Origin of the sequence: Methylovirgula sp. (genome assembly GCF_037200945.1) — a bacterium.
In the GTDB taxonomy this organism is placed as follows: Bacteria; Pseudomonadota; Alphaproteobacteria; order Rhizobiales; family Beijerinckiaceae; genus Methylovirgula.
Window position 1 is genome coordinate 3,012,220 of the sequence record NZ_JBBCGP010000001.1, and the last position, 20,075, is coordinate 3,032,294.

A 20,075-nucleotide genomic window follows, 5' to 3' on the forward strand; every position below is an offset into this window, starting at 1 on the left:
ATGGTGGCTTTCCTCCTCACCTTGGCGGCGTTGGCCGTTCTTCCCTGGTTTTATGCCAGGGACGCACGGCGGGCGCGCCAGCGCCGCGGCGAATTCTTCGCCAATAGCACGCGGCTCTTCGAAACCTACCGGGTGACGCAAGAGGGAATGAACTATCCAGTCCTTGAGGCACGCTATCAGGGCTTGTCTGTGCGCCTTGAGCCCGTGATCGACAATATGGGCTGGCGCAAGTTGCCATCCCTTTGGCTCAAAGCGTCATTGCTGGTGCCGAACCCGACGCGCGGTATGCTCGATTTCCTCGTGCGGCCGCAAGGCGTCGAATTCTATTCGCCGTCCTATGATTTTCATGAGCACTTGCGGGTTCCCGCTAGTTGGCCGCAAAATGCCCTGCTTGCGACTTTGCCTGGCGCGGCTATTCCATCACTCGATCAACTCACACCGCACATTGAGGTCTTCGACGATCAGAAGACCAAAGAGCTCGTTGTCACCCCACATGGCATCCGTCTCGTCTATCAGGCGGCGCAGGCCGAACGTGCCGATTATCTCGTGCTGCGCCAGGCAACTTTCACCGAGCCAAGCGTCGATCCCGCTTTGGTGCAGGCGCTGCTCGACCGGTTGATCGCCATCGCCGCGACTCTTGATGCGGCGCCTGCCAAAGAATCCGAGGCAGCGTGATGAATAAATTGCGCGGGCTGTTGGGCGAACCCAATCCTTATTTCGTTTTGGCCGTCGCGGTCATTTTGCCCGGTATGGGGCATGTGCTCGTCGGCCAACAGAAACGTGGCTTCACCATGCAGATGTTCATGATCCTGATGGCGATGATCACCTGGCATTTGACGACGCCAGCGCAAAGCCTGGTCGGCCGGCTTGCGGGCGGCCTCTTTGTCTACACGGTGTCCATTCCAGAGGCCTATCGACTGGCGAAGCTACGACTGGTCGCTGCGGCTCAGACATAGGATACGGAATATCGAAAGGAATCAGAGCCTCCGAGTTATTTCAAATAAGGGTTGATGCCTCATGCGGTCGATCCGACGTTCCCAGGCGAATATTTCGGAAGTCGAGACAAGCACCCAAGATTCTAACGCCTTCGTTGACGAAGACAGCCAGGTCTTCGGCGAAAACTGCTGTGCTCAGGGAAGCGAATTATCTTTATGGTTTGCAGACCTGATGCTTGCCATCGGTTGCTTCGCTGTAATAACTGCCGCCGGCCAGTTGCCGTTCACCGGCCCCCGTCTATTGCAGGCGATTTCATCCGCTCGTATTGCTACAACAGCCAAGCGCTCGGGAGCCCAGCGAGAGACGCGGGAAGATAAAAGCGCGACCAAAACGCCGGCAGGAGAGACGTCTCTTTCAAAACTGCATTTACCGACGGTCGTTAATCTTAACTGAGCTTCCTGCCCGATTGAGGGTAACGCACAAAATACAAGCCTGTTGAAGCGCCTTCGTCGCTGTTGAAGACGCGGAGCTCGTATTACCCCGCCAGCGCCAAGTATGCTCTCGGGTCAGTTTAATTAATATCGGGGCGGAAGTCCGCAGCTGAGCGAATTTTCGCTTCTGCACTCAGACTATTCAAAGCAGATTGACGGCTTTCAGCCAGTTCCGGTCTTCTGGCGCGTTCATCTCGTGCTGCCAATTACCCGTTGCCGCATCGGCCACTTCGCGCCGACCGCTTTGCGTCTAGGCAAGTCATTTGTAAGCGGCAAGGTGATCCCATCTGGCATGGGATTTTGGGAGCAGTTATTGATGCTGGATCACAAGCATTGATGTGAGCTTCTATGTCTGCGCCTAGTTCTAGTGATAGAAGCTTCCATATGATCGAGGCGGTTGCGGAACGTCTTGAGGGCGCTCCGGTTCGTCTGCGCCGGCGATGGTCAGATGAGCTCAAAGATCAAGCGATAGCCGACTCTCTGGTGCCTGGCGCGAACGTGTCGGAGATCGCGCGTCGCATCGGTATTGGCCCTTCGCAGCTCTTCGATTGGCGTCGGAAGGCGCTGCGTAAGGGATCGGTCAGCCTGACGGCGCCGCAGCTGGATGCCTCGCCTGAACCCGCGACGTCCGCGTCGGCATTTATCGAAATCGTTGTCGGCGATATTGTCATCCGTGCGGACGCCATGGCTGATGAGGCACATTTGCGGCGCGTGGTGCGCGCGGTTCGCTCGGCATGATCCCGTCCGGCGTCAAAGTTTTTCTGGCCAGTCATCCGATCGATTTTCGAAAAGGCATGGACGGGTTATTGTCGCTGGTGCGGGACGCCGGCAGTGATCCGTTCGACGGCGCTCTTTATGTTTTTCGTGCCAAGCGGGCCGACAGAATCAAGATCGTCTTTTGGGACGGGTCCGGGGTTGTTCTTTATGCGAAGCGCCTGGAGACAGCGCAGTTCTGCTGGCCGAAGATCGGGCATCATCGGGTTCAACTCAATCAGGCGCAGCTGATGGCGCTTGTCGACGGCATGGATTGGAAGCGGGTTCATGCGGTGACAGTGAAGCCGCCTGAGTTTGTTGGGTAAATCGCTGCGGCAGAGTGAATCACGCGGCCGAAAATGCGCGCCACCGGGGTGAAAATATGCTCTGATCTGCGTCATGCCGGCGCCGGTTTTCGATCTCCCCGACAATGTTGATGCGCTCAAAGCCATGGTGCTGGCCATGGCTGAGAAAACGGATGCTCTCAAGGGTGAAGTTGCCGAACTTCAAGCCCTGAATGCGAGCGCCGAAGAACGGATCGCGCGCCTGACCTCGATCCTCAAGACGCTGGAGCGGGCAAGGTTCGGGCGCCGCTCCGAAAAACTCGGCTCCAATGCGCTTGACGATGAACAGAGTGCCTTCGTCTTCGACGAGGTTCAAACCGGGCTCGGGGCCATCCAGGCCGAGCTCGATAAACGGCAGGACCCTGACAAGGCCAAACGAGCCGCACGGCCTCGCAAGGGTTTTGCGCCGCATCTCGAGCGGGTCGAGATCGTTATCGAACCGGCTGAGCTTCCGGAGCACGCCGGCAAGCAGAAGATCCTGATCGGCGAGGATGTCTCGGAGCGGCTCGATGTGGTCGCGGCGAAGTTCCGTGTCATCGTCACGCGCCGGCCGAAATACGCCTTCAAGAACGAAGATGGTGTCATTCAAGCCCCGGCGCCGGCCCATATCATCGAGGGCGGCATCCCGACCGAAGCGCTTCTGGCGCAGATCGCGGTCTCAAAATATGCCGACGGCCTGCCGCTCTACCGCCAGGAAGCGATTTACGCCCGCGACAAGGTGGACCTCGACCGAGCCCTGATGGCGCAATGGATGGGCAGGCTCGGATTTGAACTCGATATCCTCTCCGAACATGTCCTCACGCTGATCAAGAAGGCCGAGAGGATCTTCGCCGACGAAACCACGCTGCCAACCTTGGAACCAGGCTCCGGCAGCACCAAGACAGCCTATCTCTGGGCTTACGTGCGAGATGACCGGACCTTCGGCGGCAGCGGTCCGCCGATGGTTGCCTACCGCTTCGAGGATAGCCGGTCGGGCGAATGTGTCGCCCGCCATCTCGACAATTATCGGGGCATCCTGCAGGTGGATGGGTATACGGCCTATAATCGTCTTGCGCGGCCCGACCGCGGCAATGATGCCATCACGCTCGCGGGATGTTGGTCCCACGTTCGAAGAAAATTTTACGAACTGCACATCGCCGGCAGTTCCAAACTCGCGACCACGACAATCGAACGCATGACCCAGCTGTGGGAGATCGAGGAGAAGGTGCGCGGCAAAGATCCAAATGCACGCGTCGCAGCCCGCCAGGAAACCTCGGTCGCGATCGTCGCCGATCTGTTCAAGCTTTGGCAAGACGCGCTTCCACGTATCTCCGGCAAGTCCAAATTGGCGGAGGCAATCCGCTACGCCATCTCACGGCGGGCGACGCTCGAACGCTTCCTCACCGATGGCCGCGTCGAGATTGACTCCAACATTGTGGAACGTGCCATCCGGCCGCAAACAATCACGCGAAAGAACTCGCTCTTTGCCGGCAGCGACGGCGGCGGACGAACCTGGGCAACCATAGCGACATTGTTGCAGACGGCAAAAATGAACGATGTCGATCCGCTCGCCTGGCTCGCGCAGACGCTCGAGCGTCTCGCCAACAGCTGGCCCAACGCCGAGATCGATGCTCTCATGCCCTGGCGCTATACAGCCTGAACGGCCGCGGCTAACCGCTTACAGTCATTTAAGTCGGCACGGGGCTTCCCAAAAACGGCCGTACGTACAAGAGTGGGAACAGGGGGTGTGAAACGCTGGACTTCAGACTCGCGCCCAACCACGCCATCCAGGGCGGCAAAAGCCGCTTCCGAAATCGGCCAGACTATCCTTGCCGGTGGCGCGGATTTAAACTCAAGGTGTAGACGCTATTGATGCAATCTACTTGATTTCTCGACTCAATTGCCGCAGCTTGTTTAAATTTCTGTCAACATTACGATCTTTGATAATATTTGTAGTTCATAATTTTTGTAGTTATGATTCCGAATCAATATAATGCTTCAACACCACAATACATTCGGAATTGGGCAGCATGAGCGATGATGTATGCGAGGTGAGGCCCCAGGGACGCATTGACAGTGCCACCGGGCCGGCATTTGAGCGAGATGTCCTGCAGCAGATCGAAGGCGGTCATAGACGCTTGCTCCTCGACTTTGCAGACCTCGTCTATATTAGCAGCGCCGGTTTGCGCATCGTTTTGCTTGCTGCGAAACGCATGAAATCCGCCGGTGGCCGGCTCGTTCTTTGTTCGCTCAATCCGCAGATCAATGAAGTCTTCGAGATCAGCGGCTTTAGCCGCATCCTTGATATTCTGCCGTCTCGTGATGCCGCTCTTTCAATTCTCTCGACAACGTGAAGTGTTTGCGCGGTGGCGGCTTGTGCAACGCTCCGCCTGTGTCGCAAATCTTTTGTCTCGTCCAAATAGCGATAAATGATGCTGACCCTTGATACCTTCGCAACTATTCTCGCGGGTCTCGGGCTTTTTTCTGTCGGCACCAAGGGGTTAGCAGCGAACCTCGGGCAGCTTGCGGGCCGGAGCTTGCGGCAGTGGGTTGCTCGCTCGACGGGCAATTATCTGATGAGCGCGGCTATCGGTGTCCTTGCTGGCGCTCTCGTCCAGAGCGCGAACGCGATCACCGTCATTCTGATGAGCATGGTGAAAGCGGATCTTATTACGCCGAGCCGGGCTCGCCCCATTCTAGTTTGGAGCAACGTCGGGACGTCAATCTTGGTGCTCGCCGTCGCTATTGACATTCACATTTTCGTTCTGCTGCTCACGGCGACGACGGGAATGTTTTACTATCTAAATCTCGACCGCGCGCCGCGGTGGCGCCCGTTCGTCGCTGCCCTCCTGGCGATCAGTCTGCTGTTTCTTGGCCTGCAACTGATGCACAGCGGCAATCATGAATTGCGCAATATTGAATGGGTGCGAGAATTCTTCGAGATGTCAGCGCGGTGGACTATCTCAGCCTTCATAATCGGCGCCGTGCTTGCGCTGGCCTTGCAATCCTCCTCGACGGTCGCTGTCATTGCGATTTCAATGTCTGCGGCCGGTTTATTGACGCTGGAGCAGGCAATGCTCACGGTTTTGGGGGCGACCGCCGGTTCTGGAGTCAGCATCTATCTCGATTCTTCCGGCATGGAGGGATCTTCGCGTCAGCTCGCAATTCTTCAAGCGCTTATTAAAATTCTCGCCGTCGCGGTTTTGGTGCTTCTGGTTGTCGTCGAGCGTACCTTGCACGTCCCTCTTCTGGCCCATTTATATCGGGTGATCGCAGGAGACGTAGCGAAGCAGGTCGCGCTCGTCTATTTGACGTGCCAGATCGCGGCGGTGATCGTTCAGGTTCTTTTCGATCGTGCGCTTCAACCCTTGCTTAGCCGGCTTGCGCCACCCTCCCTTGAGGAAACCGCCTCCAAGCCGCGCTATATTTACGAGCAGGCGCTTGCGGAGCCTGAAACCGCTCTAGCCCTGGTCGATCGAGAGCAGGTCCGAATTTTCGGCTTTTTGCCCCTCCATTTAGACGTCGTTGACCGGCTGGAAAGTGAAGAGACGATCCGCGATCGGCACACGATTCTCGCCGCTGCAACCTCGCTTGACGAGGCAGTTACACGTTTCTTGACTGAACTGGCAGACGCAGGCGCGAGTCGTAACATTCAGGTCGCGATCGCAAACCGTCAAGCGCGCAGTACCTTCTTACAATCACTTCACGAAGCTCTGCACGAGCTTGGCGAGGCGCTGGCGGGTCCGTTCGAATTGCCGTCGTTGAAATCGCTTGCCGAAAATCTTTCCGAAGGGCTCGCGGCGTTGTTGATGGTGGCTTACGAAGCTGTGCGCGATGGCGATGCCGACGATCTCGCGCTTTTGCAAAAATTGACTGCTGATCGTGACAGCCTCGTCGATCAGATGCGGCGTCGGGTTGTTTCGGCAGACAAATCCCTATCGGCGCGGGACCAGCAGACATTGTATGCGATCACAAGCCTGTTCGAGCGTATCGTTTGGATGTTACGGCGCTTCGGGGCCTTGCTTGTCGTCGATGCGGACCGCGAAGAGCCGACGGCTACACTCGAGACGCAGGGCCACGCGATGGCACAATCATAAGCAATGGATGCGGATTATTCTCTAGCAGTATAATATCATCATAAAAGCTATATCCGGAGAGGACGTGATGAGGCTAGGGCTTAAAATCCTATCGATGATGGCTCTCCTCGCACTTGCCGCGACGATCGCGGGTGTGAGCATCACCGCCGCTTTCTATCAACAACAATTACACATCCTAGGAATTGGCGCCTTCGTCGCTGCGGTGGCAGCCACCGCCTGGGTGATATTTTTCGTAAGCCATTCCATCACAAGGCCGCTGAGCATGGTGGCGGACGCCATCCAGCGACTGGCCAAAGGTGACGTTAAGGCACCCGTCCCAGACCGACGTGATGACGAGTTGGGCGAAATGGCGCAAGCGATCCAAAGTTTCCAGCGCCAGGCCGTGGCCGCCGACGCCTTGACGGCCGAGGTCACTCATGATGTGGGCCGGATCGCCATCGCCGCGGGGCAGGCGAGCAATGCGGTGAGCCAGGTTTCGGACGGCTCGAACATCCAGCTTAATTCACTGCGAAAGACCGCCGGCGCGGTTAATCAAAGCACGTTGGCAATCGCGGATGTCGCCAAAAACACGCATCTCGCCAGTGAACAGGCTGGCGCCGTCGTGGCACTCGCGGCGGACGGAATGAACCGCATGTCGGACATGGTCGTGATCGTGAATGTCATTGCGGAAAGCAGCAGTAAAGTTCGTTACATCGCGGATGCGATCGCGCGAATTGCAAGCCAGACAAACATGCTATCTCTGAACGCGGCGATCGAGGCCGCGCGGGCAGGCGACCACGGCAAAGGTTTTGCTGTGGTGGCAGAGGAAGTGCGTAAGCTAGCGGAGAATTCCGCCTCGCTCGCGCAGGAGATCGGCGAACTGGTTAGCCGGTCCACAGCCCAAGCGGGAGATGGGGTCGCGATGGCGGGCGGAGTCAACGACAAGATGCGGCGCATCTCAGACGCTGCTCGCGAAAGCGACAAATTGATCGGCTCAATCGCCACGGCTATGGCCGAACAACAGGCGACAATATCCGAGATAAACGCGAGCCTCAACGAATTGACGCGGATCGGACAATCAAACGCAACGGCCGCCGAGGAGATTACGGCGACGATGCTGGACCTCAGTAAGCTCGCTGGACATTCCCGCAGCGAACTCGACAAATTCAAGGAGATCTGGGTGTAGGGCCCGGCCAGGTGTCGCCGATGGCGCAACCGATCGAGAGAACGCTCGCGAAATTGCAAAGTGCGATGAATGCTCATCGCAACGACTTGGCGCGCGAACCGGAGAGGCGAGTGCTCTTTGAATTCTCCGGGCATCGCGATCGCCGCCATGAATTTGTGCTTCGTTTGTTAATTGCCGCGGAAGAGCGCGCCGGCATCGATGTCTCTCGCTCAAACGCGGAAAAGCTACTTCTCACTTTCCAAAACAAGAGTTCCGCTGATTTGGACGCCTACACTACGAGGCTCGAGTCTTTACCTGCCGTCGATCCAGAGTGGCTGCGCTTGATAGAAAGTCTCACGGTACATGAGACTTATGTTATGCGTGACCCGCATCAGTTTGCGTTCTTCTCGGCTCTTCTGCCGGAGATGATTGAGCAAGCATCGGCGCGCTCCTATCACCTGAGGTTTTGGTCGGTTGGCTGTGCAACCGGCGAGGAAGCCTATTCTATTGCCGCGTTGGCATTGGATGCGATGGTCGCAGCGGGAAGAGCCACGGCGACCGATGACGGAATAACTTTATCGCGGCCCTGGCAGCTTGAGGTGATTGGGTCCGATATCTCTCGACAGGCCTTGGCTCGAGCACCTGAAGGTGTCTACGAAACGGGTCCGCTGTCATCCTTTCGGGCGGAATCAGTCCCTTTACTGCATCATTTTCCGTCCACACCCAGCCGGGAAGAGACGGGCCGGATGTCACGGGTCGCCAGCGAGACTTTGAGACGAGTTGTCCGTTTCGAACGCTTTAACATCATGGATGGAGAGGTGCCCGCCCCATTGTTCGATGCCGTGTTCTGTCGGAACGTCCTCATTTATTTCAGTGACCGTGCACGACGCCACGCACAAGACCGGTTCGATCAAGCCGTCCGGCCCGGCGGATTGCTTCTGCTTGGACCAACTGACCCTTTGGCGCACGTCGATGCCTATGAAACCCTGTGGGCGCCGGGTGCGATTATTTACCGGAGGAGGATCGGCGATGCCTGAGCAAAAATCGATGCCGGGCAACTCCGTTTCTCGGCTTCTTTTTTCTCTCAGCGGCACCATTTTCGCCGTCGCGATGGATAACGTTATCAAGATTATCCCTATGCCCCCCGTCACATCCCTCCCATTTTTGCCAGAGGGCGTAGATGGCATCGCGGCGGTCGGTGGGAAAGTCATACCCATCTTGACTCTGCTCAACGCGGATAGCGACGCTCGCGAACTCGTACTTTTGAAATACGAGGATGAAGATTACGGCGTGCGCGCCGATCGCGCTCTGCGGATAGCAGACGAGAGCGTCATCGCCTCTTTGGGTGTGGCTGCACAAATCGTTGATATCACGGAACTCGTCGCATGCGTGCGTCGCAACGGCCCTCGCACATCAGGTTCGCTCCCGCTCGATGTCGAGCGCGATGCAAACTGAAACGCCCAAGCCCGGTGACAGGTCGACAACGCCCATCCGCGTGCTTGTGGTTGACGATCAGAGCTTTATGCGAATTGCGCTTCGACAAATTCTGGAAGCTGACGGCGATATTTATGTTATCGGGGAAGCCAGAGACGGCATCGAAGCTGTAAAGATGGCACGCGAGCTGAAACCAGATGCGGTGACGCTTGACGTTGAAATGCCGAACATGGATGGGCTTCAGGCTTGTACCGAAATCTTGCGCGATGCCAGCCCGCGTCCTGTCATCATCATGGTCAGTGCTCACACCCAGGCCGGCGCTGACGCGGCAGTGAAAGCGCTCCGTTTCGGTGCGGTCGATTTTGTCTCGAAGTCTTCTGGCTTCGCAACGACGGATCTTGCGCATATCGATTCCGAACTGCGTCTCAAAGTGCGAGCATGGGTAAAGCCGCGAGCGCTTCCTCAAGATGACTTTGACGAGTCGCGCGCGACTGACGAACGCGCTGGGTGGCGTCCCAACCTCATCGTTATCGGCGCTTCGACCGGGGGCTTGCAGGCGCTAACTTTGCTCTTAGCAAACCACGCGCCGGCCTCGATGCCAATCGTTATCGCGCAGCATATGCCCGACTTTTTCGCCGCGAGCCTGGCGCAGGTTCTTGCGCACGACACGAGGCAGGACGTACAAGAAGGGTCGCATCGTCTCGCTTTGACTCCGCGCAGCGTGACGCTCATCCCTGGCGCAGGAGATGGCATTATTGCTCCATGCCAGACTGGGGGATTTGAATTGCGCCTGGTCAACGGCAGCGGCAATTTGCATCCGTCGGTCAACGCACTCTTTGAATCCGCTGCTCTTGTCGCCTCTGCGCCCGCGGGGATCGTCCTCACCGGTATGGGCGACGACGGGGCGAAAGGGACGGCCGCGTTGCGCCGCAAGGGCGTCCCCGTTCTTATTCAGGCGCCCGCGACCTGTATTGTCGCAGGCATGCCTGAGGCCGCTCTCGCGGCGGCGGCGGGTTGCGAAGTTCTGACGATTGAACGGATGGCCGGCCGCATCCAAAAATGGTCCGGCCACGCGACGGGCGAATTGTCATCTGATGTCGCGCGGAATACCAGGTCTTAACGCCATGGCTTCAGAACTCGACGCACTTTGGAGCGAATTTGCTGCCGAGACCGAAGATCATCTCGATAGTCTATCGAGGTTGCTGTCGGATCATGTCGGCGACTGGTCGCCGGCCGAAATCGGTGCGCTGTTTCGATATTTTCATTCTTTGAAGGGCACTTTTCTGGCCATGGGGTTCAACAACGTTGAGGCCGTTGCCCACCATTGTGAGGACATCCTCAGCCTCGTGCGCGAGGGAAGGGCAGGGCTTGGCGATTCTTCCGTAAGGGTGTTGCTCCGCGCCGCTGACACGCTCAAAAGCATGCGCGACAATGTCTTGGCGACGCGGGAGGACGCACGACCGGCGGTAGACCTTATCTCTGAGCTTGAGACATACGTCGCTATAGACAAAACGCAGGAAGCCATTTCCCCAACCGCGGTACCGCAAAGCATAGCGCTTCACGACGACGCCGAAATGCTAGGCATCTACAGCGAGCTGCTGGAGCAGAGACTTCCTTCGACGGCCCAAGCTCTATCGGAATTTGCGGGTGATCGCGCCGCGGCGACGGAAACATGCTCTGAGCTTGCCCACGGCGCGGGCATGATGGGCTTCGACGCCTTGTCTGGCCATCTTGAGACGCTCGCGGTTGAGGCGACGGCGGGGACTTCAGATCGCGCACGTCTAGTTTACCTCCTCGGCGAGATACGTGAACGAGTCAAAACTATCGAAGAACTGACCGGCAATCGATCCGGCGCAGACTTACTCGCGGAAGCACTTATACCGCAGCTAAAGCCTGACTATTCGGGGGGCCTTGACGCACTTGAAGCGGCGGCGATTTCTGGTCTATCCGCTGTAGGCGACATGTCGGTTTCCGTACGGGTCCTCGCTATGTCCCAAGGCTTCGAGTGGGCGGGGCGTCTTCTCTTGCTTCTGGAAGAAGCGTCACACGTAGGAATGCAGCGATATTCCGATGAAACGAAGATATCTCATCTCATCAAGGGGACGGTAAACTTACTGAGACATTCGCTAGACACAGGGGCCGATATCACGGCAAACCAGTCCGACGTGTTAGCAGCGCGATGGGCCGAGATACTTCGCGCCGGACCGGGTGATACCAGCTTGGAGGACGGTCTCGCGGCGCGCTTGAGCCCGGAATTTCTCGAAACACTGTCGCTGGAGCAGCATTTTAAGCTCGAGAAGGCCATCGCCGATGGCAATCGTTTGTACGAAGTTTCGTTAGATCTCGAACGCAACCCCGACATTGCCGCAGATGTACTCGGGTGGCTTTCGGCAGGTGTTCAATCCATCACCAGCCATACCGCGCTTCACCGCGGCGCGGATTGTTTTGATTTTCTGATCGCCTCCGAACATCCGCTCGATTGGATCAGTTCGGAGACGGCTGCGCTTGATCCGGAGGGCTTTTGTCTACGCGGCGTGAGAGAGTTTGTCGGAGCGGTGCCCGTCGCGTCTGTGCAAGTCAACGATGTCACGCCGATCGCTTCATTACAAACGCCGCTTATCCGAGTACCCAGCCAGACAATTGACGACCTCATGGCTGAGATTGGAGAAATGAGATCCAGCCTGGCAGCTCTTGCGGAGATCTTGCAGAATGGAGAAATTGCCAGAGCGACGCGGAAGAGCGGACGCTCGGTGCTTGGTACCGCGGCTGATAATGCTATTTGGCGCGAATATATCGGCGCGGTTGACACCGATTTATACGACATCCGCGCGTTGCGAGATAAGCTCGAAGGTGCGCACCACCGGATATGGGATGTTGGCCTGAAGTTGCGTGTTATTCCGATCGATGGTCTGTTTGGCAGACTTTCACGCGCCGCGCGTGATCTTGCCGAAAAGCTCGGAAAAGAAATCAACGTCGTCGTTGAGGGCCGCGAGGTTCGCGTCGATAAAAGTGTTGTGGATTTACTTACTGATCCTTTGATGCACATGGTGCGCAACGCCATTGATCATGGCATCGAGGCGCCAGCCTTAAGAGCGGTGGCACATAAACATGCCCGTGCCACTCTCACGATTGCAGCGCTGGAGAGCGGCAATCACGTCGAAATAATTATTGCCGATGACGGCCGTGGCTTGGATCGGTCCAAGATCACCGCGAAAGCCATTCGCCTTGGTATCATTTCGGCTGATGACGCAGAGCGGATGACGGATGATGACGTCGACGCGTTAATTTTCCGGGCCGGTGTTTCGACGGCGGACTCGGTTACGGAAGTTTCCGGGCGCGGCGTCGGTCTGGATGTGGTTCAAGGAAGTTTACAACGACTCGGAGGCACGATCGAAGTCAGATCGTCGTCTGATATCGGCACGAAATTTACTTTGAAACTTCCAATATCGGCGGCACTGCTTCGCACTTTGCTTGTCGAAGTCGATAACCAGATATTTGCTCTTCCCGAGCGTCAGGTCATCGCGGTTCGTGAAGCCGCGGCGAACGAGATTGAGGTCGCAGGCGGCCGAAGTGTCACCCTTCACGGCGAAACCCAGGTTCCGTTATATCACCTCCGATGCGCGCTTGGTTTTGCCGCGAGGCCGCTGTTGCCAGAAGAGACGGTGCATATGGTCATCGTTCTCGCAGGTACGAATATGCTTGGCCTGCGTGTTGACCGGATCCTGACGTTCCAGGATTTATTCTTAAAAGAGTTGCATCCAGTTTTGGCGATGCTTCCCGCTGTCGTTGGCGCGGCCGTGCTTGGCGATGGGCGGCCGGTGCTTGTGTTAGATCCGAGATCTTTAGCAGGCACCGAAATGATCAATGGCAATGTATAGCATTGATGCAGCTCTACTCGGTTTTTGTGATGTCTTTGGGCAACCGATTATCGCTGTGGGGGCGATTGTTCAGCCGCCCATCGCGGTTGTGTTCTTTGCGCCATTATAACGGACGATTAGGAGCGTCACATCGTCCACCATGGGCGTGAGTCCCATATAAGAATCAACATCAGCGATGGCGGTCCCTAGCACTACGCTCGGATGTTGGCCCGCACTCCCCGCGAGCGTGCCGATAAGTCGAAGATCGCCATAGAGCGCGCCGGCAGAATTAATCGCCTCCGTGACACCGTCGGTAAAACAGACGAGAAGATCGCCTGGGTTCAATCTCATGCGCCATGTCTGATACTTGAAAGCCTCTATGACACCGAGTGCGATAGCGCCATCGCGGGGAAGCGCGTTCACATCACCATTCGTGCGGAGAATATAGGGCGGATTATGGCCAGCGTTGGCGTAATGGACTTCACCCGTCTCGGTATCGAGTACGCCATAAAAAGCCGTTGTAAACATCAGGGTCGGATTGTCGATACACAACATCTCGTTGACAATACGTAAGCAGTCGCCGGGTTGCTCAAGCTTTTCAGCCGCCGCACGCAATAATGTGCGCGTCAATGTGATGAAGATTGCTGCGGGAAGGCCTTTGCCCGCGGCATCAGCGATGACGAACCCCAGCCGCGTCGGCGTCAGCAGAAAAAAATCATAGAGATCACCACCGACTTCTTTCGCTGTAACCATACCCGCATGCAGGTCAAACTCATGGCGGTCGGGGAAAGGCGGGAAATCTTGAGGAAGAGCGGAATATTGCAGATCAGTGGCGAAATCCCATCCCGCCTGTTCGGCTGCGTGGCTGTCGCGGTTTCGCAGAACACTCAGAGCGAGATTAAGTTGAAACGTGCGCTCATCAATCTGCTTTAACAATTCGGAGTTGCGGGCGTGCAAGTGCCGTCCAAGTGTTTCGAGCACCGTCAAGGCATCGGCGTCTGAACCATTCAAATCGTTCAAAAACATTTTACGCGGACCATCCTCCAAAATGGCCGCTAATGAGATTGCTATATGACGGAGAGGGTCGGACGTGCTCATTCCTTGAACTCGAAGCTCAAAGTCATCGGCTTTGGTCATTTGGCTGTGAGCGGCGTGCTATCGCAGAAACGTCGAGCGGCGGCAGGCTGAGCGCGGCGCGAACGACAGTCAATATTTCGTGTCCGCGCTTAGCCTTGAGGTCGAGGCTGATAGCGCCGGATGGCTTGGCAATTACATCAAAGGCACCGAGGCGGCGAGCCTCGATCGCGGCAGGTGAGCCCAATTGCGCGACAGAAGACAGAATAACGACCTTTGCCTTACTGACGAGTCTCAGGCGCTTCAGCGCGCTGAGGCCGTCAAGTCGCGGCATTTCGATGTCGAGAAGGATAACAGCCGGCTTCGAGGCTTTTTCCTTTTCAAGCGCGACCTGACCATCCTCAGCCTCACCCACGACCTCAAGGTCAGGGTCAACCGCGAGAATCTGTTTGATAACGTTCCGCATAAAGCCGGAATCATCGACAATCAGGATTGGGTGGCCCATGAATTATCGCTCTTTATGGAAAATCTGAGGGTATAGGCAGCACCATTTCTATATGGTTCCACCCCTCAGTTCGATGATATTTCAGGTCGCTGATCACGGTACGAATGAAATGGATTCCGAGACCGCCGATCTTGCGGTCATCGAGCGAAGAGGTCAGATCGGGTTCGGATTGGGCAAGCGGATTGAACGGGATTCCATTATCAACGATCTCAGCCTCAATCGTATTGTTCTTGCGAGAGATTAAAAGATAAATTTGCGGTGGGTGGCCGTCAGGAAAACCATAGGACACCGCATTTGTTAAGAGCTCGTCGCAGGCAAGTTGCAAATGAAAGACAATTTCAACCGGCAACTTGTGCCATTGGCCAAACTCCTCGATTGACGCAAGAACGTCGTCAATCTCACTGAGACTTTTGACCGCTACGCGAAAATTATCATCCAATATCTGCCCCATGGTCAACATAAGTCGCGTAGGAGATCCCGCCCGGCCCCATAGTTGTTCTCGGCCCCAATCGCCGAAGTTCACAAAAATTTCCGTTGAGAGGCGCGCCCATAAAGTTGCTCACGCGGGCCGACTGACGAACACAACTTGCGAAAACCCAGTTCGCGTTTCAACCGTTTATTGAACCGGCTAAATTTAGTTAGGACGAGATCGTACTTGGTCGTTTTATCGTCCGCTTTGCCACCATATGCTCGAAAGCTGCCTTTCTGCTTTCGGTCAGCTCCAATCATCCAGAATGCGTGCCAGCACGTTCATCCAGCGCTGCCATTCCGCCTTGAGACGGTTGGGCGCCTCGGCATGCCCACCACACTACATCAGCCTAGGCTTCGCGCGTGTCCGACTCGACTGAGATTCGCCAAAGCTGCGCGAGGTGCCGAGGGGTTCTTCTCCCCTTGTTCTCCCTCCAACGAACCTATCTCTTCCCTGTTATCGCATCACGGCCACCCTGTTCTTAACCGCGTTTCGTTGGCAGATAAGCCTTTGAATATGCGATAGGAAGATCGCTTTCATGTTCGAAGGCGCCCTGTTTTTCCAGAAAAACAGGGCAAAACAGGGAGACTCGTTCGAACCGAACTGCGTCGGCAGCCACATTTTTGTCGCAAGCCGACGGGCTCCTGCAACTTGCATTATACCGAGTGATTTCAGGTAACTAAAGCGGGCTCCTCCCGCTCTCACATTCCTAACCAAGCAGGCACGGCTGACACGCTGGCCTGGATCGCGCGGGCCGGGCTGACTCCCGGCAAAACACCCGGGACAGGCCATTCCGCGACTTATTATTCATACACAGCCCCGCGCTTATTCGAGTTAGCGTGATCGGGCGCGGCTATACGTGCGGATTTGCGCTTCATGCCGCGAATCGACGATTCTCTACTATCGCGGCCACGCATCGCGCGCTGGTCGTCGCCGCTATGCGCCCCTCCCGGTCGTTCCAAGCCGCCGTGTGGATTCGTCGCGGGTGCGGCCGAGTCGGCCTGCCAAGTCAGCCGCCCATCCGCGGCACATGATATGCGGCGAGAATGGCGTCGATCTGTGGCCGCTCCTGCTCTAAAATCTCGTTGATTTTATCTTTGAACGGTCGCTCGTGCCGGCGCATTCCCATGGAAATGTCGAAGACCATCGGCCATTGCGCGCCGTCGATCGCGGGTTCGACCGGCGTCAGCGTCAACGCTTTCGGCTCCTTCGCGGCGAAATAGCCGGCAAGCGGGCCCCAGACGACGGCAACATCAATGTCGCCCTTAGCGACGGCATCGACGATGGCCGCGGGCGGATTGGGCTTCTCGTAATCGCCATAAAGCATGTAGCCGCGTACATTGTTGATGATGCCGCGCCGCGCCAGGGCGTGCGCGGGCGGCGTGTTCATCGCGTCGTTGCCGACCATCTGCACGCCGATCTTCAAGCCACGGAGTTGCGGATCATCGAAGGAGGCGATCTTCAGATGCCGATCGGCGCGCGTCACGAAAACATAGCCCGAGCGATAATAGGGCCGCGACGTTGCGAGCATATCGACCGCCGTCGCGACGCCCGGCCAAAGATCGCACAGACCTGCCTTCAACGTGTTACGCACATAGCCACGGCGCTGCGCCCACCACGTGTAGGAGACAGTCGCGCCCATGTCCTTGGCGACGAGCGTGACGATCTTATTCTCAAAGCCTTCGCCTTTGGCGTTCGAGAATGGCAGATTGTTGGGATCGGCGCAGACGCGCAGCTCGGCGGCGTGCACATCCGCGAAAGCGCTGCCGAAGCCCAGCGCCAAACAAAAACTTCCCAAGACCAAGCGCGCTGTTCTCATGGATTCGGCGCGCCTTCCTGCGGATCCGTCTCGAGACTCGCCGGGCCGGGCGCGGCAGGCACGGGCTTTGTCGGAATCGGTTTCTTTGCCGCCTCGGTCTCAAGCGATTTCACATAGGCCGCGAGCTGCCAGATCGCTGAACTCGGCAGAAGCTTGCCCCACATTGGCATGCCGTTTGGACGTCCCTGATAGATCGAATCGTAGATCTGATCGATGCGGCCGCCGTAAAGCCAGACCGAATCGTCGAAGGCAGGCCCAATGCCTCCGGCGCCGTGGAAATGGCATCCGGAGCAATTGTACCAATCGTACAAGGTGGCACCGATGGCGATCGCTTGCACATTGCCTTCATATTGCTTGCCAAGCTGGCTCAGCGGCGGCTCCTTCTGCCCGTTGACGAAGAGGCCTGTGACCGGCACATTTTCCACACCGCCATCCGGCGCCGCTTGCGCGGCGGGCTGCGCCGCGGCCGGCGGTGCCGGATCGGCGTCCGCATAATTGACCGCAGCCAAAACAAGCGACAGTGCAAGCAGAGACGCCGGGCCGCGTGGATTAAGTTGGCGGAAGTGCGAAGACATAAAGCGTCCCTCCTGCTGCGGTTCGCTGCTTCAGATCGGCAACGGCGCCGACGAAGCCAAGCGCGCCCGTCGGGTCGCGCGCGTCGAGATTTCCGGGAACGATGGCGCCGGACCAGCCGCCGATGCCGGACAGAATGGCGATATATTCGCGTTTATCTGGGCCCCGATAGGCAACGGGTTGGCCGATGATTCCAGACCCGGTCTTGAACTGCCATTTGAGTGCGCCGGTCTTCGCGTCCACCGCTTTGAACCAGCCATCCATCGTGCCGTAAAAGACGAGATCGCCCGCGGTTGCGAGCGTGCCGCTCCACGCCGGTAGATCTTCTTTGATCTGCCAGGCCGGCTTGCCGGTTTCGAGATTCCAGGCGCTGACCTCACCACGGAATCCGCCAGGGCCGGGTTTCATGACGACGTTGGCGCCGACATACGGCGTGCCGGCGATATAATTCGCCTGCACATTCTCCCAATCCATGCACAGATTCTCATGCGGAATATAAAGATAGCCGGTGCGTGGCGAGAACGACGACGGTTCCCAGTCTTTGGCGCCGGACGCCGTCGGGCAGATGTCGTGGACGATCGTGCCAACCCTGGTGTTCTTCTCCGGATTGACGACGGGGCGGCCGGTCTTCTTGTCGATCGTCTTGATCGAATTCACGTACCCGTAAGGATGCGCGGAGACGATCTCGCCGGTAGCGCGATCGAGCATGTAAAGATAGCCGTTGCGGTCCGGGTGCAGCAGCACCTTGCGCACTTTGCCATTGACAGGCACGTCGAGCAGAATGATCTCATTGATGCCATCGTAATCGTGCTCGTCGTGCGGGTTATACTGGTAATACCATTTCGCCGCGCCGGTATCCGGATCGCGCGCGAAAATGCCATCGGTCCATTTGTTGTCGCCGGGCCGCTGCTCTTGGTTCCACGGACCGGGATTGGCCGCTTCCTCATAGAGCAGGTTGAGGTCCGGATCGTAGGCCATCCAACCCCAGTTGGTGCCGCCGCCGATCTTCCACGCATCCGGCGGCCAGGTCGAAACGCCGAGATCCTTGCCGCGGTCCTGCGCGTAGAACGGATGGAAGTCCGGACCGATCAACACGTCCTTATCCGGCCCGGTGTGGAATGCCTTCCAGACCACCTTGCCGGTGTTGACGTCGAGAGCCTGTGTCCAGCCGCGGACGCCGAATTCGCCGCCCGCGACGCCGACGAACACTTTGTCTTTGACCAAGAACGGCGCGCCGGTAATACTTTCGCCCTTGCTGATGTCACCAAGCTGCGTGGTCCACAGCGCCTTGCCGGCATTCACGTCGATCGCGATCGTGCGCCCGTCAAGCGTGTTGAAAATGAATTTGTTGTTTGTGAAGACGCCGCCACGATTGACGGTGTCGCAGCAGGCAACACCTTGTGCGGCCGCGACCGGCGGCGGCTCGTATTTCCATTTCATCGGCGCGCCGGGCTTGGTCAGATCGAGCGCATAGACCCAATTCGGCCAAGGCGTGACAATATACATTGTATTGTTTGCGACGATCGGGGCGGCTTCCTCGCCATGCGTCGTGCCGGTCGAGAAAGTGAACTCGACACGCAGGTTCTTGATGGTGTTGCCGTTGATTTGGTCGAGCGTCGAATAACGCGTCGCCGCGTAATTTTTGGTTGGCATGGTCCATTGGCCATCGTCAGCGGGCGCGGCTGCGATGGGCGCAGTCGGCAGCGCGGACGCCGCGCTATTCTGCGCGAACGCCAGATTTGGCAGGCTCAGGAGCGCACACGCCGCAAAGCCGGCCGCGCTTTTAGCGCAGCGTGTAGAGATAGGCGGTGATGTCTTCTGCCTCATCGTCCTTCAACTCCATGTTCGGCATTGCGTTGCCAGGAACGGCTGCTTGCGGGTTCCTGATCCACGCGCGCATGTTTTCTGGGGTGTTCGGTAGAAAGCCCGCGATGATCGTACGGATCGCCATATGGTCGAGCGAGGGCCCGACATGACCTTCGGCGCCGGCGATGCCGGGAATTTCGTGGCAGAGACCGCAGTTCGATTTGACGATGAGGTCCGCGCCGTGCCGCGGGTTTCCACCGACCGGCGAGGTTTCGGCTGTGCCCTGTCTGGAATCGCAGCCCGCGAGCACGAGCGCCGCGGCAAGAAGTAGGAGTATGGCGATCATCCGGCGCATGTCGGCACCATCAGGAGAGCGAGCGTGTTAAAGAGAATGCCGATGAAGAAACCGAGTCCAGCCATCACGCTCCACAGCGCAAGGAAGCGGGTGCGTCCTTCGCCGGACTCGACGGCGTGCTCAGCATCACCACGTTGCTCCGCCCGCGTTGCGCGCCAATGCTGATAAGAGAGGCCCGTGCCCGCGAGCGCAAGAACAGCCGCAAGGAGATTCAACAGCAGAACAATCGTTCGCGCCGAGTGGAATCCGGGCGCGACCTCATGCAACGGCATGTCTCCGGGATAACATGCGTGGGCCGCCAAACTGTAATCGATGATGAGTTGAAGGCCCCAGACAACCGGGCCTGCGAAAAGCGCCCCGAGAAGCGCAACGGTCGACACGTTGCCGCGCTGCGGGGCGGGGTGTTCTGCTTCTGAAAGTGATGTGCCGTTCTGCATCG

The 20,075-nt window shown here is 57.6% G+C and carries 21 protein-coding genes; 13 read left to right on the top strand and 8 right to left on the bottom strand.

The window, feature by feature from the left end; all coding sequences use genetic code 11:
* The 13 genes from WDN02_RS14635 (at nt 1) to WDN02_RS14695 (ending at nt 13,056) form a co-directional block, all read left to right on the top strand.
* Nucleotides 1-675 carry a hypothetical protein gene (locus tag WDN02_RS14635; RefSeq protein WP_337294192.1) on the top strand — a complete coding sequence of 225 codons (675 nt, stop codon included), beginning with the start codon at nt 1-3 and terminating at the stop codon, nt 673-675.
* Nucleotides 675-956, top strand: coding sequence for a hypothetical protein (locus tag WDN02_RS14640; protein WP_337294193.1), 282 nt, complete (start codon nt 675-677; stop codon nt 954-956). Before WDN02_RS14635 ends, WDN02_RS14640 begins: the two co-directional genes overlap by 1 nt.
* 61 nt (nt 957-1,017) lie before the next feature.
* On the top strand, nt 1,018-1,389 hold the full coding sequence (locus WDN02_RS14645; protein ID WP_337294194.1) for a hypothetical protein: 372 nt from the start codon (nt 1,018-1,020) through the stop codon (nt 1,387-1,389).
* Nucleotides 1,390-1,811: 422 nt separating this feature from the next.
* Nucleotides 1,812-2,165, top strand: coding sequence for a transposase (locus tag WDN02_RS14650; RefSeq protein WP_337291549.1), 354 nt, complete (start codon nt 1,812-1,814; stop codon nt 2,163-2,165).
* Nucleotides 2,162-2,506 carry an IS66 family insertion sequence element accessory protein TnpB gene (gene tnpB, locus WDN02_RS14655; RefSeq protein ID WP_337292070.1) on the top strand — a complete coding sequence of 115 codons (345 nt, stop codon included), beginning with the start codon at nt 2,162-2,164 and terminating at the stop codon, nt 2,504-2,506. The genes WDN02_RS14650 and tnpB overlap by 4 nt, the downstream gene beginning before the upstream one ends.
* Nucleotides 2,507-2,579: 73 nt before the next feature.
* Nucleotides 2,580-4,163, top strand: coding sequence for an IS66 family transposase (locus WDN02_RS14660; protein ID WP_337294195.1), 1,584 nt, complete (start codon nt 2,580-2,582; stop codon nt 4,161-4,163).
* 370 nt (nt 4,164-4,533) lie between these two features.
* Nucleotides 4,534-4,857 carry an STAS domain-containing protein gene (locus tag WDN02_RS14665; RefSeq protein ID WP_337294196.1) on the top strand — a complete coding sequence of 108 codons (324 nt, stop codon included), beginning with the start codon at nt 4,534-4,536 and terminating at the stop codon, nt 4,855-4,857.
* Nucleotides 4,858-4,932: 75 nt separating this feature from the next.
* Entirely contained in the window at nt 4,933-6,600 is a 1,668-nt protein-coding gene (locus WDN02_RS14670; RefSeq protein ID WP_337294197.1) for a Na/Pi symporter, read from the top strand.
* Between the two features lie 67 nt (nt 6,601-6,667).
* Nucleotides 6,668-7,765: a methyl-accepting chemotaxis protein gene (locus WDN02_RS14675; RefSeq protein ID WP_337294198.1), complete on the top strand. Its 1,098-nt coding sequence runs from the start codon at nt 6,668-6,670 to the stop codon at nt 7,763-7,765.
* A 20-nt stretch (nt 7,766-7,785) separates the two neighbouring features.
* Nucleotides 7,786-8,781, top strand: a complete 996-nt coding sequence (locus WDN02_RS14680) for a protein-glutamate O-methyltransferase CheR (RefSeq protein WP_337294199.1) — start codon at nt 7,786-7,788, stop codon at nt 8,779-8,781.
* Nucleotides 8,774-9,199 (top strand): chemotaxis protein CheW, encoded by a 426-nt coding sequence (locus WDN02_RS14685; protein ID WP_337294200.1) that lies wholly within the window; start codon nt 8,774-8,776, stop codon nt 9,197-9,199. Before WDN02_RS14680 ends, WDN02_RS14685 begins: the two co-directional genes overlap by 8 nt.
* Nucleotides 9,189-10,298: a chemotaxis protein CheB gene (locus WDN02_RS14690; protein ID WP_337294201.1), complete on the top strand. Its 1,110-nt coding sequence runs from the start codon at nt 9,189-9,191 to the stop codon at nt 10,296-10,298. The genes WDN02_RS14685 and WDN02_RS14690 overlap by 11 nt, the downstream gene beginning before the upstream one ends.
* Before the next feature lie 4 nt (nt 10,299-10,302).
* The gene (locus WDN02_RS14695; protein WP_337294202.1) at nt 10,303-13,056 is read left to right on the top strand and encodes an ATP-binding protein; all 2,754 of its coding nucleotides are present in this window, start codon (nt 10,303-10,305) and stop codon (nt 13,054-13,056) included.
* A 69-nt stretch (nt 13,057-13,125) separates the two neighbouring features.
* Here WDN02_RS14695 and WDN02_RS14700 read toward each other — a convergent pair whose 3' ends face one another.
* The 8 genes from WDN02_RS14700 to WDN02_RS14735 all read right to left on the bottom strand — a co-directional run bounded on the left by WDN02_RS14700 (nt 13,126) and on the right by WDN02_RS14735 (nt 20,073).
* Nucleotides 13,126-14,133, bottom strand: a complete 1,008-nt coding sequence (locus WDN02_RS14700; RefSeq protein WP_337294203.1) for a PP2C family protein-serine/threonine phosphatase — start codon at nt 14,131-14,133, stop codon at nt 13,126-13,128.
* A gap of 22 nt (nt 14,134-14,155) precedes the next feature.
* Nucleotides 14,156-14,614 carry a response regulator gene (locus WDN02_RS14705; protein WP_337294204.1) on the bottom strand — a complete coding sequence of 153 codons (459 nt, stop codon included), beginning with the start codon at nt 14,612-14,614 and terminating at the stop codon, nt 14,156-14,158.
* 13 nt (nt 14,615-14,627) lie between these two features.
* Nucleotides 14,628-15,137 (bottom strand): ATP-binding protein, encoded by a 510-nt coding sequence (locus tag WDN02_RS14710; RefSeq protein ID WP_337294205.1) that lies wholly within the window; start codon nt 15,135-15,137, stop codon nt 14,628-14,630.
* 955 nt (nt 15,138-16,092) lie between these two features.
* The gene (locus tag WDN02_RS14715; RefSeq protein ID WP_337294206.1) at nt 16,093-16,866 is read right to left on the bottom strand and encodes a substrate-binding domain-containing protein; all 774 of its coding nucleotides are present in this window, start codon (nt 16,864-16,866) and stop codon (nt 16,093-16,095) included.
* A 32-nt stretch (nt 16,867-16,898) separates the two neighbouring features.
* A complete protein-coding gene (locus WDN02_RS14720; protein WP_337294207.1) occupies nt 16,899-17,477 on the bottom strand; it encodes a c-type cytochrome in 579 nt (192 codons plus the stop codon).
* Complete coding sequence (locus tag WDN02_RS14725; RefSeq protein ID WP_337294954.1) at nt 17,452-19,221, bottom strand: methanol/ethanol family PQQ-dependent dehydrogenase; 1,770 nt, start codon at nt 19,219-19,221, stop codon at nt 17,452-17,454. The genes WDN02_RS14720 and WDN02_RS14725 overlap by 26 nt, the downstream gene beginning before the upstream one ends.
* A gap of 37 nt (nt 19,222-19,258) precedes the next feature.
* A complete protein-coding gene (locus tag WDN02_RS14730; protein ID WP_337294208.1) occupies nt 19,259-19,627 on the bottom strand; it encodes a c-type cytochrome in 369 nt (122 codons plus the stop codon).
* On the bottom strand, nt 19,624-20,073 hold the full coding sequence (locus tag WDN02_RS14735) for a hypothetical protein (RefSeq protein WP_337294209.1): 450 nt from the start codon (nt 20,071-20,073) through the stop codon (nt 19,624-19,626). The genes WDN02_RS14730 and WDN02_RS14735 overlap by 4 nt, the downstream gene beginning before the upstream one ends.
* Nucleotides 20,074-20,075: the final 2 nt, after the last annotated feature.

What these genes read in the sequence shown, in the direction of transcription:
- WDN02_RS14635 (WP_337294192.1), top strand. Translation starts at nt 1, where the DNA reads ATGGTGGCTTTCCTCCTCACCTTGGCGGCGTTGGCCGTTCTTCCCTGG.
- WDN02_RS14640 (WP_337294193.1), top strand. Translation starts at nt 675, where the DNA reads ATGAATAAATTGCGCGGGCTGTTGGGCGAACCCAATCCTTATTTCGTT.
- WDN02_RS14645 (WP_337294194.1), top strand. Translation starts at nt 1,018, where the DNA reads ATGCGGTCGATCCGACGTTCCCAGGCGAATATTTCGGAAGTCGAGACA.
- WDN02_RS14650 (WP_337291549.1), top strand. Translation starts at nt 1,812, where the DNA reads ATGATCGAGGCGGTTGCGGAACGTCTTGAGGGCGCTCCGGTTCGTCTG.
- tnpB (WP_337292070.1), top strand. Translation starts at nt 2,162, where the DNA reads ATGATCCCGTCCGGCGTCAAAGTTTTTCTGGCCAGTCATCCGATCGAT.
- WDN02_RS14660 (WP_337294195.1), top strand. Translation starts at nt 2,580, where the DNA reads ATGCCGGCGCCGGTTTTCGATCTCCCCGACAATGTTGATGCGCTCAAA.
- WDN02_RS14665 (WP_337294196.1), top strand. Translation starts at nt 4,534, where the DNA reads ATGAGCGATGATGTATGCGAGGTGAGGCCCCAGGGACGCATTGACAGT.
- WDN02_RS14670 (WP_337294197.1), top strand. Translation starts at nt 4,933, where the DNA reads ATGATGCTGACCCTTGATACCTTCGCAACTATTCTCGCGGGTCTCGGG.
- WDN02_RS14675 (WP_337294198.1), top strand. Translation starts at nt 6,668, where the DNA reads ATGAGGCTAGGGCTTAAAATCCTATCGATGATGGCTCTCCTCGCACTT.
- WDN02_RS14680 (WP_337294199.1), top strand. Translation starts at nt 7,786, where the DNA reads ATGGCGCAACCGATCGAGAGAACGCTCGCGAAATTGCAAAGTGCGATG.
- WDN02_RS14685 (WP_337294200.1), top strand. Translation starts at nt 8,774, where the DNA reads ATGCCTGAGCAAAAATCGATGCCGGGCAACTCCGTTTCTCGGCTTCTT.
- WDN02_RS14690 (WP_337294201.1), top strand. Translation starts at nt 9,189, where the DNA reads ATGCAAACTGAAACGCCCAAGCCCGGTGACAGGTCGACAACGCCCATC.
- WDN02_RS14695 (WP_337294202.1), top strand. Translation starts at nt 10,303, where the DNA reads ATGGCTTCAGAACTCGACGCACTTTGGAGCGAATTTGCTGCCGAGACC.
- WDN02_RS14700 (WP_337294203.1), bottom strand. Translation starts at nt 14,133, where the DNA reads ATGAGCACGTCCGACCCTCTCCGTCATATAGCAATCTCATTAGCGGCC.
- WDN02_RS14705 (WP_337294204.1), bottom strand. Translation starts at nt 14,614, where the DNA reads ATGGGCCACCCAATCCTGATTGTCGATGATTCCGGCTTTATGCGGAAC.
- WDN02_RS14720 (WP_337294207.1), bottom strand. Translation starts at nt 17,477, where the DNA reads ATGTCTTCGCACTTCCGCCAACTTAATCCACGCGGCCCGGCGTCTCTG.
- WDN02_RS14730 (WP_337294208.1), bottom strand. Translation starts at nt 19,627, where the DNA reads ATGATCGCCATACTCCTACTTCTTGCCGCGGCGCTCGTGCTCGCGGGC.
- WDN02_RS14735 (WP_337294209.1), bottom strand. Translation starts at nt 20,073, where the DNA reads ATGCAGAACGGCACATCACTTTCAGAAGCAGAACACCCCGCCCCGCAG.